The 16,295-nt window shown below is 56.7% G+C and carries 14 protein-coding genes and 1 pseudogene; 13 read left to right on the forward strand and 2 right to left on the reverse strand.

The features are described 5' to 3' along the window. The first annotated feature begins 85 nt into the window (after window positions 1-85). The 4 genes and pseudogenes from ACEN2J_RS16125 to ACEN2J_RS16140 form a co-directional block, all read left to right on the forward strand. A complete protein-coding gene (locus ACEN2J_RS16125) occupies window positions 86-1,045 on the forward strand; it encodes a hypothetical protein (protein WP_442107138.1) in 960 nt (319 codons plus the stop codon). A gap of 202 nt (window positions 1,046-1,247) precedes the next feature. Next, entirely contained in the window at window positions 1,248-1,805 is a 558-nt protein-coding gene (locus ACEN2J_RS16130) for a methyltransferase family protein (RefSeq protein WP_442107139.1), read from the forward strand. 35 nt (window positions 1,806-1,840) lie between these two features. Beyond that, window positions 1,841-3,892, forward strand: a complete 2,052-nt coding sequence (locus tag ACEN2J_RS16135; protein ID WP_442107140.1) for a heavy metal translocating P-type ATPase — start codon at window positions 1,841-1,843, stop codon at window positions 3,890-3,892. Window positions 3,893-4,071: 179 nt separating this feature from the next. After that, window positions 4,072-4,314, forward strand: a pseudogene (locus tag ACEN2J_RS16140) (transposase); the annotation flags it as partial. A 239-nt stretch (window positions 4,315-4,553) separates the two neighbouring features. On the opposite strand, the gene ACEN2J_RS16145 reads toward ACEN2J_RS16140, so the two are convergent. Both ACEN2J_RS16145 and ACEN2J_RS16150 read right to left on the reverse strand, forming a co-directional pair. Continuing rightward, window positions 4,554-5,960, reverse strand: a complete 1,407-nt coding sequence (locus ACEN2J_RS16145; protein WP_442107141.1) for an ATP-binding protein — start codon at window positions 5,958-5,960, stop codon at window positions 4,554-4,556. After that, a complete protein-coding gene (locus ACEN2J_RS16150; protein ID WP_442107142.1) occupies window positions 5,957-6,682 on the reverse strand; it encodes a response regulator in 726 nt (241 codons plus the stop codon). Before ACEN2J_RS16150 ends, ACEN2J_RS16145 begins: the two co-directional genes overlap by 4 nt. Window positions 6,683-6,862: 180 nt before the next feature. On the opposite strand from ACEN2J_RS16150, the gene ACEN2J_RS16155 reads away from it, so the two are divergent. From ACEN2J_RS16155 to ACEN2J_RS16195, 9 genes are all read left to right on the forward strand, one after another. Then, window positions 6,863-7,363 carry a calcium-binding protein gene (locus tag ACEN2J_RS16155; protein ID WP_442107143.1) on the forward strand — a complete coding sequence of 167 codons (501 nt, stop codon included), beginning with the start codon at window positions 6,863-6,865 and terminating at the stop codon, window positions 7,361-7,363. 208 nt (window positions 7,364-7,571) lie between these two features. Next, complete coding sequence (locus ACEN2J_RS16160; protein ID WP_442107144.1) at window positions 7,572-7,958, forward strand: DUF302 domain-containing protein; 387 nt, start codon at window positions 7,572-7,574, stop codon at window positions 7,956-7,958. A 1-nt stretch (window position 7,959) separates the two neighbouring features. After that, window positions 7,960-8,631, forward strand: a complete 672-nt coding sequence (locus tag ACEN2J_RS16165; RefSeq protein ID WP_442107145.1) for a TVP38/TMEM64 family protein — start codon at window positions 7,960-7,962, stop codon at window positions 8,629-8,631. Next, window positions 8,631-8,774 (forward strand): hypothetical protein, encoded by a 144-nt coding sequence (locus ACEN2J_RS16170; protein WP_442107146.1) that lies wholly within the window; start codon window positions 8,631-8,633, stop codon window positions 8,772-8,774. The genes ACEN2J_RS16165 and ACEN2J_RS16170 overlap by 1 nt, the downstream gene beginning before the upstream one ends. A 121-nt stretch (window positions 8,775-8,895) precedes the next feature. Beyond that, the gene (locus ACEN2J_RS16175) at window positions 8,896-11,229 is read left to right on the forward strand and encodes a heavy metal translocating P-type ATPase (RefSeq protein ID WP_442107147.1); all 2,334 of its coding nucleotides are present in this window, start codon (window positions 8,896-8,898) and stop codon (window positions 11,227-11,229) included. A gap of 22 nt (window positions 11,230-11,251) precedes the next feature. Continuing rightward, on the forward strand, window positions 11,252-11,449 hold the full coding sequence (locus ACEN2J_RS16180) for a heavy-metal-associated domain-containing protein (RefSeq protein WP_050521761.1): 198 nt from the start codon (window positions 11,252-11,254) through the stop codon (window positions 11,447-11,449). A gap of 969 nt (window positions 11,450-12,418) precedes the next feature. Further along, entirely contained in the window at window positions 12,419-13,879 is a 1,461-nt protein-coding gene (locus ACEN2J_RS16185) for a TolC family protein (RefSeq protein ID WP_442107148.1), read from the forward strand. 23 nt (window positions 13,880-13,902) lie between these two features. Next, window positions 13,903-15,261, forward strand: a complete 1,359-nt coding sequence (locus tag ACEN2J_RS16190; protein WP_156209371.1) for a multicopper oxidase family protein — start codon at window positions 13,903-13,905, stop codon at window positions 15,259-15,261. Between the two features lie 46 nt (window positions 15,262-15,307). After that, window positions 15,308-16,021: a copper-binding protein gene (locus ACEN2J_RS16195; RefSeq protein ID WP_442107149.1), complete on the forward strand. Its 714-nt coding sequence runs from the start codon at window positions 15,308-15,310 to the stop codon at window positions 16,019-16,021. Window positions 16,022-16,295: the final 274 nt, after the last annotated feature.

The raw sequence follows: 16,295 nt of genomic DNA on the forward strand, positions 1-16,295 counted from the left end.
AAATGATCTACGATATCGCGGTATCTTCCAGAAATCACGTAATAATCATGTGCTGAAATGGTGAAGAAAATGCGACACCGGTCCGATGGAGGAGGAGCCGGATTACCTGCCGCCTGGGCCGCGGGCGGAGCCGCGCGAGACGTCAACCATCGCCGATTGGGCGCAGGCCGAGGCTGGACTTGCAGCGCGCTTGGCGCGGGTGGCCGGTCGGCTTGGCGCCTTGGATGATCGTCTGCGGCGTGGCCCGGAAGGCTGGCGGCACCGTCTGGCCCTGATCGAAGCTGCCGAACTGAGCTGGTTTGTCGGCGACCGGGTCGGCCCGGACCGGCTTGCGCTTTGGACCTCCCTGCGGCTGTCGGGCGTGCAGGAGGATATGGGGGCGCTGACGCGCGTCGGATGGGCCGTGCGGCGGCTGACAGGGGGGCCCGGACCCGAGGCGGGGCTTGCCGATTTTCTGGATCGTCGCGACCCTGAGAATTTAGATGAGGCGGAAGACCGTTTCATGGATCGCGCGGCGGGGTGGCTCAACCTGATGGACGCAGCCATCAACCTGCACCCGATCAGCCGCGCTTGCATGGGTTTCCACGTTTGGAACCTCGCCGGCCTTGGCCAGCATAGGGACAGGATTGAGGCTGCCGTTACAGCGGGACGGATTGCCGCTAGCGAGGGAAAGGGCGCGGTCTTCGCGCCCATGGCCATGAGTGGGGCAGGGGGATTGCGTGCCGGTGGCCCCACGGCCGAGCGTTTGAACCGCTGGCTCGACGGGATGGACAGCGCGACCCTGACTGCGATGCGCCATCTGGACGATATCGAGGTTTGGTCGGCAAGAGCGAAAAACGTCATGGCGCCGCTGTCAGGGCGCACATCATCAACTTTGCGGGCCGCGCTGACCGAGTGGCCACTGGTCTCTGCGCCGATGGCCGAGGCCCTGACTGGTGCTAGCCGCGCAGCCGTTGGGCGCAATCTGGCCTGGATGGAGGCCAGAGGGCTCGTTCGCGAGGTGACCGGGAAGGGGAGATTCCGGATGTGGCGGTCGGCAATCTAGGTGAAATAGACGGACTCAGCGACGCGCTAGTTCGGCATAAGAGCAGCCACTCGAACCGAGAGCGCCGAAGGTCCGAATCGAACCCAATTTACCGGATGCTGCGCTTGTTACCAACGTCGGTTTTCACGCTGCAGAAGAAAAACGGGACGAGCATGGCCATTGAAACCCTGACAGCATATGTTGGTGTCGCGAGAAGATTGGAATGAATTTGGCGGAAACCTTGTTCACATGCGTGGCGCTGTCGATCAGCGGGCTGACACTTGTGGCAGTTTTATGGTCAGTCGTGAGGCCCGATTGCCGAATCTGGCCGCCGCAAACCTTCGGTTCCGTGGAAGCATTCGTTGGTTGGGCCGGTACGCTCGTTTTTTTCGCGGCTGTCGTCGCTCTGGGAATTTTGGGCTGGGGAGAAATTCAGGTGCCGCCTTGGCTACGTTTTGTCGTGGGGCCGATCCTGATCCTAGTTGGAAATGTGGGCGTCTGGTACGAAGTGATCGGTTTCGGTGCGGACCAGACGATGGGGGCAGCAGGTCAGCTCAAGACAGATGGCCTCTATCGCTTTTCCCGAAATCCCCAATACGTTAGCGACATCGCGATCCTGACTGGATGGGCCATACTGAGCGCAACCGTCACAGTGCTGCCGTCCGTCGTCGCTGGGATTATCGTGTTTTTGGCGTTCCCGTTTGCTGAGGAAGGCTGGCTGGAAGAGCAATACGGGGCCGAGTATCTTCAATATAAATCGAAGGTGCGACGGTTTTTGTGACACTTAACGAATCTGAATTTGATAAAGGAAATTATATGTCCGAAAACCACCCGCACGAACGAGAACCTCAAAGTGATGTTCACGCACAAAATGATCACAGTGCAGACGATGGGCACGATCACGCGCACGACAGTTTTCTGAATCGAGCCTTGGGTGGGCGGGCCGAGATCATCTTTGCGATGTTTGCGGGGCTTTGTTTGTTGTCAGGGTGGTTGGGACCGAAGCTTAGCATCATTTCTGAACAGTTCGGATTTGGCTTGCTGCTGGCAGCATATTTCTTTGGGGGCTACTTCGCTCTGCGCGAAGCCATTGAAAAGATTGTTAAAGGTCAGTTCCAGATTGATTTTCTGATGTTGGTTGCCGCAACAGGGGCTGCATTTCTGGGAGAGTGGGCGGAAGGCGCATTCCTGCTGTTTTTGTTCAGCATTGGTCATGCGCTCGAAAACTATGCCATGGGCAGGGCCAGAAATGCCGTGGCGGCATTGGCAGACCTGACACCTAACGAGGCTTTGGTCCGAAGGGGCGATGGAACCGAGACTGTCTTGATAGAAAACCTCTTGGTCGGCGACATCGTTGTCGTGCGCTCCAACGAACGTCTCGCGGCGGACGGATTCGTCGTTAAGGGATCGAGCGCGGTAAACCAAGCGCCAATTACGGGCGAGAGTGTGCCTGTGGACAAGATGCCCGTCAAAGACAGTGAGCTTGCTTCAAAAAATCCGGGCAGCCTCTCCGCGGCAAATCGTGTCTTTGCCGGATCGATAAACGGCAGCGGAAGTCTTGATATTCAGGTCACAAAACTCGCTGGCGAAACGACATTGGCGCGGGTGATGACACTGGTTGCGGAAGCGCAAACCCGCCAGTCGCCGACGCAGAACTTTACCAAAAAGTTCGAGAAGATATTTGTGCCATGCGTCGTTTTGCTGGCTGTCATCACCAGCTTTTCATTCCTAATTCTGAACGAGACAGCCACTGAAAGCTTCTATCGTGCGATGGCCGTTCTGGTAGCAGCCAGCCCGTGCGCTTTAGCAATTGCAACACCCAGTGCAATTTTGTCAGGGATTGCCCGTGCAGCGCGGGGTGGTGTTTTGATCAAGGGTGGCGCGCCCCTTGAAGCTCTGGGTCAGGTGGATGCCATCGCCTTTGACAAAACCGGCACGCTAACTATTGGCGAACCACGGTTAGTGGATATCTTACCTTACGGTGGCGCCGCAGAAACAGAGTTGCTGGAGGTCAGCGCCGCTGTCGAAATGCTGAGCGATCACCCCCTCGCGCAGGCGGTCGTCAGAGACGTTAAAAAACGCTTGGGTATTCTGCCAGTTGAGGCAACAGATTTTGCCAATATTATTGGTCAAGGCGTGTCGGCAAAGGTTGGTGGAAACATCGTTCACATCGGTAAGATCGCGCTGTTTGACAATGTCGCTGGCCAGCCATTGCCCGAAGATTTGCGCGCGTCGGTCGAAGAAATGGCCAAGAAGGGCCGCACCACAATGGTCGTGAGAAGTGGGTCAAGGTATCTCGGCATAATCGGCTTGATGGACACCCCTCGAGCAGATGCCAGAGCTGTCATTGCCGCGCTGCGTGATGTGGGCCTAAAGCGGATGATGATGATCTCTGGTGATAACCAGAATGTTGCGGACGCGGTCGCAAAAGAGGTTGGTTTGGACAAGGCATTTGGCGATTTGATGCCAGAGGATAAGGTCACAAAAATTGCGGCGCTCAAGGCCGACGGGGGCGTGGCGATGGTTGGCGACGGCGTCAACGACGCACCGGCGATGGCCAATGCTACGGTTGGTATTGCAATGGGTGCAGCAGGATCTGATGTCGCATTAGAAACAGCGGATATTGCGTTGATGGCCGACGATTTGCAGACCCTGCCGTTTGCCGTCGGACTAAGCCGACAGACCAGCCGAATTATCCGCCAAAACCTATGGGCCAGTTTGGGTATTGTTGCGCTGCTGATTCCCGCGACATTGTTCGGTTTGGGAATAGGACCGGCTGTGCTGATCCATGAAGGCTCAACCCTGATGGTGGTCTTCAACGCTCTGAGGCTACTGGCATTTAAGGATGATCGAGCCAAGTTGGCATAGTACTTATTGTCTCAGGGTTGGCGATTGAATAGGTCCGTCGAACTAATCAAAACAATTAATATCTATAAAATATAGAAACCCCTGCTAAGCTTGAGACAATTAGAACAGTAGGGGGTCTGCCTCCCGATTGCTCTGATGCCACTCTTTGCCGGTTTGCAACAGTTCATGGAAGGCAATGTCTGGCTGGAAAACGAGAGAACCCAGAAGATATTGTGCTAAAGCTTCGGCAGATTGAAGTTTTGCAAGGGCAGGGAAAGTCAGATTCCGAGGCTGTGCGGCAGATCGGGGTAACCAGTCAGGCCTATTATCGGTGGCGCAAAGAATATGGTGGCATGAGTCGGGATTAGCTCAAACGGCTGAAGGAGCTCGAGACTGAAAACCAACGCCTTAAACGCGTCGTGGCGGATCTGTCCTTGGACAAGCAACACCGAGACGACGGCATTACCGCAACAGAAATTCCATTCGCCGACGTACATGGTCCCAAGTGATCAATGACAAGAGTCAGGCGACGGGAAAGATGGCACCGCTATCTCGAATGGCAGAACCACCTCAGAACTTAATGAGTGTATTCTGCGAGTAACGGCCTTCCTACATTTTGCAGCTTCACTTTAATCCGTGTGTATTTGGTTCGAACCGGCTTCGCAGGAGACGCCAAGTTTGTTCACGCCTCTCCAGTCGGCAATCGAATAGCGGCTTTCAGTCCTCCTTCTGGCAAGTTGCTAAGACTTATCGATCCACCATGCGCTTGGATGATGGTCCGTGTAATAGCGAGACCCAGACCGACGCCGCCAGTATCACGGTTGCGCGAATTTTCTAGTCTCACAAAGGGTTCAAAGACAGCCTCAAGCTGATCATCCGGCAACCCCGGACCCTTGTCAGCGATAGAAATGACTGCCGTCATCGGCTCTTGCGTCAAGGTCACGTTAGTGACGCCGCCATAGCGGAGCGCATTGTCGATCAAATTGCGCAGCGCGCGGTTCAGGGCTCGGGGGCGGATGGTAGCAAACAGCGGTTCCGAAGGTGCGAGGCGCACACGATCACCCCCCACGTCGCTCACCAGATCGCTCAGCATTGTGGCAAGATTGACCGAAATGGCGGGCTCTACTGTGGCGACGCCACGCGCGAACTCAAGCGTGGCCTCAACCATGGCCTGCATTTCTTCGACCAAAGCCTTGAGCCGGATACTGTCGTCTGTTTCGTCCAGCATTTCGATCCGGAGCCGCATAGCGGTCAGGGGCGAACGCAAATCATGGCTAAGGGCCGCAAGCATATGGGTGCGCTCGTTCACGAAGCGGGTAAGGCGCTCTTTCATCCGGTTGAAGGCCAGTGTTGTATCTCGCACCTCCGTCGGGCCCGTCATAGGCAGGGGACTCGCATCGAGCCCGCGTCCCAGCCGGTCTGCCCCGACCGAAAGCGCGCGCATCGGGCCGACGACACGCCGCGCGGTCCACCATGCCACAAGAACCACGGCTGCTGCCATCAACAGCAAGGGCAACAAGGCCTGCGGCGACAATTGAAGGGCCGGCCGATGAAACATCGTTCGCACGTTCAGCCAATCTCCCGCCTCCAGACTGATCGACAGCGACATTTCTACGGGGTCGATTTGTCCTGCCATCATCGCTTCGTGCATCGGGCGCATTTCGGCGGGCATGCCATCGGGAAACGACATCGCGTCACCTTTAATGGCATGAATATCCACTCGAACCTCTCGCCCGGGTTCATCAAGTATCTGCCGGATCTGGCGCAGAACGACGTCAACTTCGGCGCTGTTGTGGGGGGGGGCGTCCGGCTCGGACCCCACCTCAAACCTGACCAGGGGTGAATCTGCGGCTCGAAGGATTGATGCGTGCAAATCGGCGGGGGCATCGTCGAGCAGCAAGACCACATTTGCGGCGCGGCTTGCCGCCTCCACACCCAAGGCCGCGCGCACGGCCCGGTTACGTTCGTCGGTCAACAACAAAAGCCCAAGCCCCTGCGTGATAGCCAGGGCCAGCAACAACATCGCCAGAAGCTGCCCCCCCAAGGATTGCGGATACCACCGGCGGGGGATGGAACGATCAGGACTCACGGCTTCCCCTTCACATCGGTGGAAAGGCTATACCCGCCCCCCCAGACAGTGGTGATCAGCATTGGTTTCGCGGGATCGACCTCGATCTTTCGGCGCAGGCGGCTGATCTGGTTGTCGATGGTGCGATCGAATACCTGAGCCGCGCGGCCCGCAGTTAAGTCGAGCAACTGTTCACGGCTAAGCACGAAGCGTGGGCGTTCGAGAAAGACCGTGAGCAGACGGAATTCAGCGGTGGTCAACGCCACTTCGGTGCCATCTTTGTTCGTCAGGAGACGGCGGTCTGTATCCAGTACCCAGCGGTCGAACGCCAACATATGTCCGGCAAGACTGCCACCCGCCACTTCAACCCGGTCTGACCGGCGCAGGATCGCCTTGATCCGCGCCAGCAATTCGCGCGGGTTAAATGGTTTGGGCAGATAGTCATCCGCGCCGACCTCTAGCCCCACGATGCGGTCGGTTTCATCACCAAGGGCTGTCAGCATCAGGATCGGCATAGTGCCCGCCGCGCGCAATCGGCGACAGACAGAAAGCCCGTCTTCGCCCGGCATCATCACATCAAGCACGATCAGATCAAACTCGCCAACCTTCAACGCCGCATCCATCAGCGTAGCGTTCGCGGCCGAGGTGGCTCGCATGCCGTTCTTTTCAAGATATTTCGCCAGCGCATCGCGAATCTCGCGGTGATCGTCGACGATCAGAATATGGGGCGGATTGCTTGTCATGTTATCTCCTGTTCGTGCCCTTAGCCGATCGCGCCGCGCATGCGCGCAATAGATTGTCGCAAAACGTCGTACGCCCCTCCCTTGCGACAGTTTGATACAAAAGACCAGTTCGGCTGACAAACCTGTGGGACATCTGCCCCCCAGATTGGGTTTATGACAGATCTAACCAGGAGAACAAAAATGAAACGTACAACCAAATTCATCCTTGCTGCCGTCGCCGCTCTTGGTGTGGCTTCAGTTGCCGTGCCCGTGATCGCGCAGCAAACCCAGATGCAATATGGCAGGGTGATGGGTGGTCACGGTGGAACAGCTGACCACGATGGCGCTGGTGACCACGGTGGGATGGGCGTGATGATGGGTGCTGCCCAAAGCCATGCCATGGCCACCTTTGACATTGACGCAGACGGAACGCTCACCCCCGAGGAAATAACGGCAGGCATTCAAGCCGAAATCAAGATCTATGATGCCGATGTGAATGGCACGTTATCGCTGGATGAGTTTGCTGCAATGCATGCGGCCCATACTCGGCCGATGACCGTGCGCGCCTTCCAGATGCACGACCCAGATGGCGACGCGCAGGTGACTGAAGCTGAATTGGCAGCGATGGCTGCACTGATGCAAAGCCACATGAGCGGTCAACAAGATGGCATGCCGGGCAAGGGCATGATGGGCAATAACTGATACGCTCTTTTTTCCCGCCGTTCGGACTAGGTACCAATTGGTGGGGGCAATCCAATCACAGATCAGGAGAAAACGATGATGAACGGCTATGGTATGGGTTTAGGCATGGGCTTTGGCTGGCTTTGGATGATTGTTATCTTAGTCCTTGTCGGTCTCGCCATTGCGGCGTTGATCAAATACCTACGTAAATGACCTGAAAGGAAAAACATTGGGATACACAATAAATCGTATCATTACGGACGCTGTTTTTGATGCAGTGGAGGCGCGCACCCGCGCAGCCCTGTCCGACAACGGATTTGGCATTCTGACAGAGATCGACGTCAAGGCGACGATGAAAAAGAAGTTGGACGTCGAGATGCCCGCCTACCTTATTCTCGGCGCATGCAACCCCAAAATGGCCCATCAAGCCATTGAGATAGAGCCGCGGGTGGGTGCAATGCTGCCATGCAACGTGATTTTGCGCGCTGTTCACGGCGGGGTAGAGGTCAGCGCTGTTGACCCGGTGGCATCGATGCAAGCGATTGATAATGCCGAGCTTGCAGCTGTAGCTGGCCAGGTACGTGATCTTTTAGCAAAGGCCGTCGAGGCGATCTGACATGAGGGTGCGAACAAGCATAGTTCTCGCACTTATGGTCCTCGGTCTCGCCATTCTTGCGGTCTGGATTTTTGCGCCTTCGGCGTTTACCGAAATACGCGGAATGTTGGACGGCGAAGCCCTAAAGGAGCTGGTCGAGCGCGCTGGAATCTGGGGGCCGGTCCTGATCGTCACGCTAATGACCGTTGCAGTCGTGGCTAGCCCAATCCCAAGCGGGCCCATCGCACTCGCTGCGGGCGCGGCTTATGGGCATTTTTGGGGCACTGTTCTGGTCGTTGTTGGCGCCGAGATTGGGGCGTTGATCGCCTTTGGTTTGGCGCGGTTTCTGGGCCACGATGCCTTGCGGCGGGTGTTTGGTACGCGGGTCGATGTAGGCTTGTTTGGGTCGCAGACCGCATTGACAGCAACCGTGTTTGCCAGCCGCCTGATGCCCTTCATGTCCTTTGATATGATCAGCTATGCGGCGGGCTTGAGTCGGCTACACTTTTGGCGTTTCGCGGTGGCAACACTTGCTGGGGTCATTCCGGCCAGTTTTTTGCTCGCGCATTTTGGCGGTGAGGCCGCGAGCGGAGATATTGGCGGTGCGACTTGGGCCGTCCTCGGGTTTGGCCTTGTGACCGGATTGCCGTTGCTTTGGATTGCGGCCAAACGCCAAGACAAGAAGGAAGTATGATGACCGCATGTGATGACGAAAACAGTAGCACCCTGACTGGCGCGCCAGCCATGGGTGCCGGTGTCGGGGTAACGAAATGGCAGTCTGTTCCGCTGATCGTCGTTCTTGGGAACGATCGCGATGGTGCTGGAGTTTGCAATTAGACGGTCCCTTTTGACCCGCAATCCGCCCCTTGATGACGAATACGGCCCTTCCCGTTAGGGCTTGAGCTTCCAGCGGTGGAATGTCTTAGGCCAACATAAATCAACAGAAAGTTGGCAAGACATGGACCACGATCATCAACACGCAAACCCCGAGATCCCAAAAGGAGCAAAGACGGCAAAAGATCCGGTCTGCGGCATGACAGTCGTGATCGAGGCTGACACGCGCCACGCCGAATTTTCAGATAATACTTTTCATTTTTGTTCGGGCAAATGCGAGACAAAATTCAAGTCCGATCCGTGGTTTTATGCTTCGGGCCGTGCTGAGGGACGTACAAAGGCTGCCCCCGCAAAAACCCAATACACCTGCCCGATGCACCCCGAGATTGTTCGAGACGCGCCCGGTGCTTGCCCGATCTGCGGCATGGCATTGGAGCCGATGCTGCCCTCGGACGAGCCGAGCGAAGAGCTGTCGGATTTCACCCGTCGCATGTGGATTTCGGCGGCGGCAGCAATTCCGCTGATTGTGCTGACCATGGGGGAACTTATCAGGCTGCCGGTGCGCGATTGGCTCGGGCATCAGACGGCCGGCTATCTGGAGTTTGTACTTGCGACACCGATCGTGCTTTGGGCGGCTTTGCCGTTTTTCAGGCGCGGTTGGGACTCACTTGTCAACCGCTCGCCAAATATGTGGACGCTGATCAGCCTTGGGGTGGCAGCGGCTTATCTTTACTCGTTGGTTGCTACTTTTCTGCCTGGTGTTTTCCCCGATGCTTACCGGATGGGGCAAGGCGTTGGCACCTATTTTGAAGCAGCGGTTGTTATTATCGCATTAGTCTTTGTCGGTCAGGTGTTGGAACTGCGGGCGCGGGAGCGCACCGGCGATGCGATACGCGCGTTGCTGGACCTTGCGCCAAAAACCGCGCGGCGCATCCTGCCGGATGGCACAGAATATGATGCACCATTGGAGAATATCATGGAAGGCGACCGCCTGCGCGTGCGCCCCGGCGACGCGGTGCCGGTGGATGGCGTGGTGGTTGAGGGGCGGTCCAGTTTGGACGAGAGCATGCTAACGGGCGAGTCTATGCCGGTTGAAAAGGGGCCGGGCGATGCCGTGACCGGGGCCACAATCAATAAGAACGGCTCATTGGTGATTGAGGCTGGTAAGGTTGGTTCTGAGACTGTGTTGGCGCAGATCGTGGCGATGGTGTCGAGCGCCCGACGCTCACGCGCGCCGATCCAAGGTATGGCCGACCGCGTGTCGGCTGTATTTGTGCCGACTGTGGTGGGCATCGCGGTGTTTGCCTTTGCCGTTTGGATAATTTTCGGGCCAGAGCCTGCATTGATTTATGCCATTGCGTCGGCCGTCTCAGTGCTGATCATTGCCTGCCCTTGCGCGTTGGGGCTGGCGACACCCATTTCGATCACCACGGCGGCAGGGCGCGGTGCGCAAGCTGGCGTTCTGATCAAGGATGCCGAAGCGTTGGAGCGCATGGCGAGTGTTGATACGCTGATCGTCGATAAGACTGGCACGTTGACTATGGGCAAGCCAAAGCTGACCGATACGGTGGCATTAGGTGATGTTCCCGAGGCTGATATTCTGTCTTTAGCTGCAGCCCTCGAACGCGGTTCGGAACATCCACTCGCAGAAGCAATTGTCGAGGGGGCCGAGGCACAAGGCGCGGCGCGGCAAGAAGCGACGGAGTTTGAGTCGGTGACCGGCAAAGGTGTGCGGGGGAATGTCGAGGGACGCGCCGTAGCACTCGGCAATACCGCGATGATGCAAGAGATGGGTTTGGATACGGCGCAGGCCGAGGAAAGGGCGGACGCTCTGCGCGCCGAGGGTAAGACCGCGATGTTTGTCGCGGTCGATGGTAGTCTTGCAGGCATTGTGGCAGTGGCTGACCCGATCAAGGAGAGCACAGCACAAGCGATTAAAGAGCTACACGCGCAGGGGCTGCGCGTTATTATGGCGACAGGCGATAATGAGCGCACCGCGCAGGCGGTTGCCGGAAAGCTTGGTATCGACGAAGTGCGCGCGGGCGTTTTGCCGGAAGACAAGAAAAAGCTAATCGATCAATTGCGAGGCAAGGGCCACAAGATTGCAATGGCGGGGGACGGCGTGAATGATGCTCCCGCACTCGCCGCCGCAGACGTTGGCATCGCCATGGGCACTGGGGCTGACGTGGCAATGGAAAGCGCTGGCATCACCCTGCTGGGCGGCGATCTGATGGGCATCGTTCGGGCACGCAAACTGGCACGCGCCACCTTGCGTAATATCAAGCAAAATCTGTTCTTTGCCTTTGCCTACAACGCTCTCGGCGTGCCGATTGCGGCAGGACTTCTTTATCCGGTCACCGGGCTGTTGCTGTCGCCAATGATTGCGGCGGCTGCAATGAGCCTGTCTTCGGTGTCCGTTATCACCAACGCGCTGCGCCTGCGGCGGGTTGATCTATAAGCAAACCTGAAAGGAGAGACCAATGATTACCTACCATATTCCCGACATGAGCTGCGGTCACTGCAAGGCGACCGTAGAAAAAACGATCCACGGTCTCGATCCAGTAGCACGCATCGAGTTTGACATGCCGGCGCGAAAGGTCGCGGTCGAAAGCAATGCTGATGCGGCAATTGTAACAGCCGCGCTGGCGAAAGTTGGTTTCCCCGCATCGCCAGCGTGATGGCCGCTTGCCGGTAACGTCACTGAACTGGTGCCAACTCCGCTCTGTCTGAACGGCATGCGCGCGTTCAGGCAAGCGCGACTCGAGATACGCATGGGGCTCTGATGTAACCGCTCCCTTTTGTGGATCCTCACAGACCCACTTTGGCACAGAGATGCCGCCGGGGCGGTTACATCACCAAAGTCGTATAGATATACCAAGTTATCACAGATTTGTCAGAAACCTTCCCACGCTGGATGGCTTGACAGCTCCGCATTTTTTTGAGACTTGGGATGAATGAAACAGAAAAATGCCTTAGCAAAGCTAGTTCGGGTGCTTTCGTGCCTTGTTGTTGCTTTTGCTTTGACATTCTCCCCACCCGCGGGGGCGCATGCAGCAGCAGGCGTTCGCGACGGGAATTCTGCCATGGAGCAGGGCAAAACACCCTCACTTCAGGATGTTGATTCCCATTCGGCATCACAAACGCATTGTGCGTCAAGCAAAGCTGACACATCCTCACACGACACAGGCCAAAATCAATGCTGCACAGGTATATGCCTCTCGGCCATCCTGACTGAAGCGTTTGCATCACCACAGGCAGATGCGGCGGTTATTGGTAATGTGTTTCCATCGGCACTCCCTGTCGCCGCAGTTTCGTACGGCTTTTTGCGCCCCCCAAAACACCTGATCTGACGCTCGGCCCCTGACGTCCGGGGCTGCTCCTCTGCGCACATTCCGCGCGAGATGTCTTCTTGATCAGGTAAAATATATGAAATCCCAACTTCTTAGCGGGGCGTGTGCCTTGGCCCTTGGTGCATGCGCATCAACGCCAACACCGCTTCCCGATACAACCGCGCTACAGGCTGTCAGCGCGTCTGGCGCAGTCTCGCCACTCCGTCCGCAAGACCCCTTTGCCGGATACACCTACCGCGCCCCGACCGGGCCGCGCGACTGGCGCGAAGTCAATCAAGAACAGACGGAGGGCAAGTGATGCGCATTCTAAAACGATCCTTATTTTTCACAGCGCCTTTGTTGTTGGGTGCCTGCGTTGGTGCCGTTCCCGGCTCCTACACAGACACACAGGCCGGTTTTGCCGCAGTCTCCGCGCAAACCTCTGGCGCGATTGGCAAACAAACCGCCTTTGTCCAAACGCAGGCCGAGAATGATGCCCTGCAACAGCAAGTCCAAGGCATGGTCAAAGGTAAGCTTATCGGTGCCGATACTGCCGTCCAGGCCGCACTGCTAAATAATAAGGGGCTGCAAGCCGCTTATGCCAACGTAGGACTTTCAGCGGCCGACGCATGGCAGCAATCTACCCCCGTAAACCCCATAGTTTCCATCGGACTTCTGGGTCTTGGCGCCCCAGAGCTCGGCGCATACCGTGCGATTGAAGGTCTGTTTCGGGCCAATATTCTGGATGCAACCACCCGTAAACAGCGTGTTGCCGTGGCTGATGCCGCTTTTCAACAAGCGCAGCAGACCGCCGTAAACGATACGCTTGCACTTGCCAATCAAACCCGCGTTGCGTGGATCAACGCTGTCGCTGCGTTTGAAACTGTTGGGTATCTGACCCAAGCCAAAAGAACCTCAGACGCGGGGTCAGAACTGGCCCGCAAGCTGGGCGAGACAGGTGCTTTGAACAAGGCCGGACAAGCACGCGAACAAGCGTTTAACGCCGAACTTGCGGGGCAGGTGGCAAAAGCGCGGCTGAACGCCACGCGGGCCAAAGAAGAATTGACCCGCCTAATGGGCCTGTGGGGCGGTGATGTTAATTATACTGTGCCCGATGCATTGCCTGCATTGCCCAAATCCGTTGGAAAGATCAGCAATCTTGAGAGCAAAGCGTTGGCCAACCGTGTTGATCTGCGGGTCGCGCAATTGGGGCTGGCAGCACAGGCTGCGGCATTCGGCCTGACAGATCAGACCCGGATCGTAAGCGATTTGGAGATTGTGGCGGGTGCCGAACTTGAGCGTGAGGTGGACGCGGGCGGTGACATCGAAAAGGTTGTGACCCCGCAGGTCGAGCTTGAATTTGCGATCCCGATCTTTGATTCAGGCAAGGCACGGATGCGCAAGGCAGAGCTTTCTTATCTGCAAGCCGCTAATGTGCTAGCCGAAAAGGCCGTCAACGTGCGGTCCGAAGCACGCGGGGCTGAGGTTGCCTATCACGCGTCCTACAAGATCGCGCGCCATTACCGCGATGTCGTGGTGCCGCTGCGCACTACTGTCGAGGAAGAAGGCCTGCTGTCTTATAACGGCATGATCACCAACACATTCGAGCTTCTGACAGATGTGCGCGAAAAACTTGGCGCACAGCTTGAGGCGGCGAATGCCAAGCGTGACTTCTACCTCGCGCAGGCTGAGCTTACCGCAGCGATTTATGGCGGCGGCGCGGGCGGTGCAGGCGGCGGCGAAGGCCCCGCAATCGCGGCCGGCGGTGCAGGCCATTGACCCCGACAATGAAAGGACTTCCCATGTTGAACAGACGTCAATTGATTGGAGCCGGGGCTGCGGGTGCTGCCCTCGTGTCTAGCCAAGCTTGGAGCAAGACCACAAATATGGGCTTGCCTGAAACTGCCCTGATGGACAGCGCCAGCACGCTAATCACGCCGCGCCCCAATTCGGGGCCGGATTACACGCCTGTGGTCACGCTGAACGGTTGGACATTGCCCCATCGGATGAACGGCAACGTCAAAGAATTCCACTTAGTCGCAGAACCCGTGGTTCGCGAGCTGGCCGAGGGCACAGTAGCACATCTGTGGGGCTACAACGGCCAGTCCACAGGCCCGACAATCGAGGCGGTGGAAGGCGACCGGGTGCGCATCTATGTCACAAACAAACTCCCCGAAGGCACCACGGTTCACTGGCACGGTCTCATTTTGCCCTCAGGAATGGACGGTGTCTCGGGGCTTAGCCATCCCAGCATCCCACCAGGAAAAACATTCATCTATGAGTTCGACTTGGTCAAATCTGGTACCTTCATGTATCACCCTCATGGTGATGAGATGACCCAGATGGCCATGGGAATGATGGGCTTTTTTATAGTCCATCCTAAAGATCCCACCTTCATGCCGGTGGATCGCGATTTCCTGATCATGCTCAATGCCTATGACCTTGATCCCGGCACCTATGTTCCGCGCATCATGACGATGACGGATTTCAACTTGTGGACATGGAATAGCCGAATTTTCCCCGATATCGACCCGCTGGTAGTCAACAAGGGCGATCGCGTGCGGGTTCGGGCTGGTAACCTGACGATGACCAACCACCCGATCCACATGCACGGCTATGATTTCAAGGTGACCTGCACCGATGGCGGCTGGGTGCCTCCTTCGGCACAGTGGCCAGAGGTGTCGATCGATATTCCCGTGGGCGCAATGCGGGCTTACGAGTTTGTGGCTGATCATCTTGGCGACTGGGCGATCCACTGTCATAAATCGCACCACACTATGAATGCGATGGGCCATGACGTTCCAACGTTTATTGGCGTGGACAAGTCGCAGCTCACTCAGAAGATCCGTAAATTCCAGCCGGAGTATATGCCAATGGGCACCTCCGGGATGGGCGACATGGCAAAAATGGAAATGCCATTGCCCGATAATACCATCCCGATGATGAACGGCTGGGGGCCATATGGGCCCATCGAGATGGGAGGCATGTTTTCGGTTGTGAAGGTGCGGGAAGGCATTGACGCAGACGATTACTCAGACCCAGGCTGGTATGAAAATCCGCCCGGTGAACAGGCCTACGAATGGACGGGCGAGCTGCCTGAATTCGCCACCAACAACAGCCCCAAGACCATTCTCACGCCAAAACTAACCTCGAAGGGCTGATCGGCCCTTCGTCACATCAAGACAAACCAACTTATAGGACAAAAACATGAAAAAACTACTTCTCGGCATTGCCATCACTTTCGCCTTCGCAACGGGAGCTTTTGCCGATGCAGGCCACGCCAAGAAACCTGGAATGGCTGCGTCAATGATGGAAGTCGGCGCACCCGGAGCGGCCGCGAAGATTGACCGGACGATCAACGTGACCCTTCTTGAAAACGACGAAGGCCAAATGCTCATCGAAAGCGAAGATATGAACGTCAAGCAGGGCGAAACAATTCGATTCAACATCACAAACAAAGGTGAGTTGGAGCATGAGTTTGTTCTCGACACGGTCGAGCGAAACGCTGAGCACAAGATAGAAATGGCAAAGATGGATATGGAACATGACGACCCGAACCGTATTCGTCTTGAACCGGGTGCTTCGGGCGAGGTTGTCTGGACCTTTGCAAATGCGGGCACATTCGAAGCGGCCTGCCTCATCCTCGGCCATTACGAGTCAGGTATGCACCGCGAGGTGAACGTCGGCGACCAAATGGCGCAGGCCGATGTGAAATACAGCAAGGGCACCGTCAAGAAAATAGATGCTAAGGCGGGCAAAGTCACGGTTGACCACGGTCCGCTCGTCAATCTCGAAATGCCCAGCATGACAATGGTGTTTCGCGCCGATAAGGAAATGATCGCCACGATGTCAGAAGGCCAGGCCATCGAGTTCGTCGAAGAACGGGTCAATGGCAAAGTGACCATCGTCACATTGAAATAAACAGCCGACTTTCGGCGCAGGAGTGTATCCCTGCGCCGATTTTCTTCTAGGTGCCACTCGTCTGACAAATTGGGCAACCCTACGCCGCGTGGATTTCCGATGGCTGCAATCCATGATTTGCTGGACCCCTAAAACTCGCGGGATCTCTCCATGACTGCAGTCAAGGCCGCTAGCTCAAGGCTATCTTTTTGCCAACGCCCGTGGTTGAGCTTATCTCACTTTGGTCAGGACTGATCACAAAATTGTACTTTATAGCAATCCGACCTAAATGGAT

It is taken from the genome of Pseudorhodobacter sp. W20_MBD10_FR17 (assembly GCF_052119765.1).
Classification (GTDB): Bacteria; Pseudomonadota; Alphaproteobacteria; order Rhodobacterales; family Rhodobacteraceae; genus Pseudorhodobacter.

Coding starts and splice junctions, on each gene's coding strand:
- ACEN2J_RS16125 (WP_442107138.1), top strand. CDS start 86: ATGGAGGAGGAGCCGGATTACCTGCCGCCTGGGCCGCGGGCGGAGCCG.
- ACEN2J_RS16130 (WP_442107139.1), top strand. CDS start 1,248: ATGAATTTGGCGGAAACCTTGTTCACATGCGTGGCGCTGTCGATCAGC.
- ACEN2J_RS16135 (WP_442107140.1), top strand. CDS start 1,841: ATGTCCGAAAACCACCCGCACGAACGAGAACCTCAAAGTGATGTTCAC.
- ACEN2J_RS16150 (WP_442107142.1), bottom strand. CDS start 6,682: ATGACAAGCAATCCGCCCCATATTCTGATCGTCGACGATCACCGCGAG.
- ACEN2J_RS16155 (WP_442107143.1), top strand. CDS start 6,863: ATGAAACGTACAACCAAATTCATCCTTGCTGCCGTCGCCGCTCTTGGT.
- ACEN2J_RS16165 (WP_442107145.1), top strand. CDS start 7,960: ATGAGGGTGCGAACAAGCATAGTTCTCGCACTTATGGTCCTCGGTCTC.
- ACEN2J_RS16170 (WP_442107146.1), top strand. CDS start 8,631: ATGACCGCATGTGATGACGAAAACAGTAGCACCCTGACTGGCGCGCCA.
- ACEN2J_RS16175 (WP_442107147.1), top strand. CDS start 8,896: ATGGACCACGATCATCAACACGCAAACCCCGAGATCCCAAAAGGAGCA.
- ACEN2J_RS16180 (WP_050521761.1), top strand. CDS start 11,252: ATGATTACCTACCATATTCCCGACATGAGCTGCGGTCACTGCAAGGCG.
- ACEN2J_RS16185 (WP_442107148.1), top strand. CDS start 12,419: ATGCGCATTCTAAAACGATCCTTATTTTTCACAGCGCCTTTGTTGTTG.
- ACEN2J_RS16190 (WP_156209371.1), top strand. CDS start 13,903: ATGTTGAACAGACGTCAATTGATTGGAGCCGGGGCTGCGGGTGCTGCC.
- ACEN2J_RS16195 (WP_442107149.1), top strand. CDS start 15,308: ATGAAAAAACTACTTCTCGGCATTGCCATCACTTTCGCCTTCGCAACG.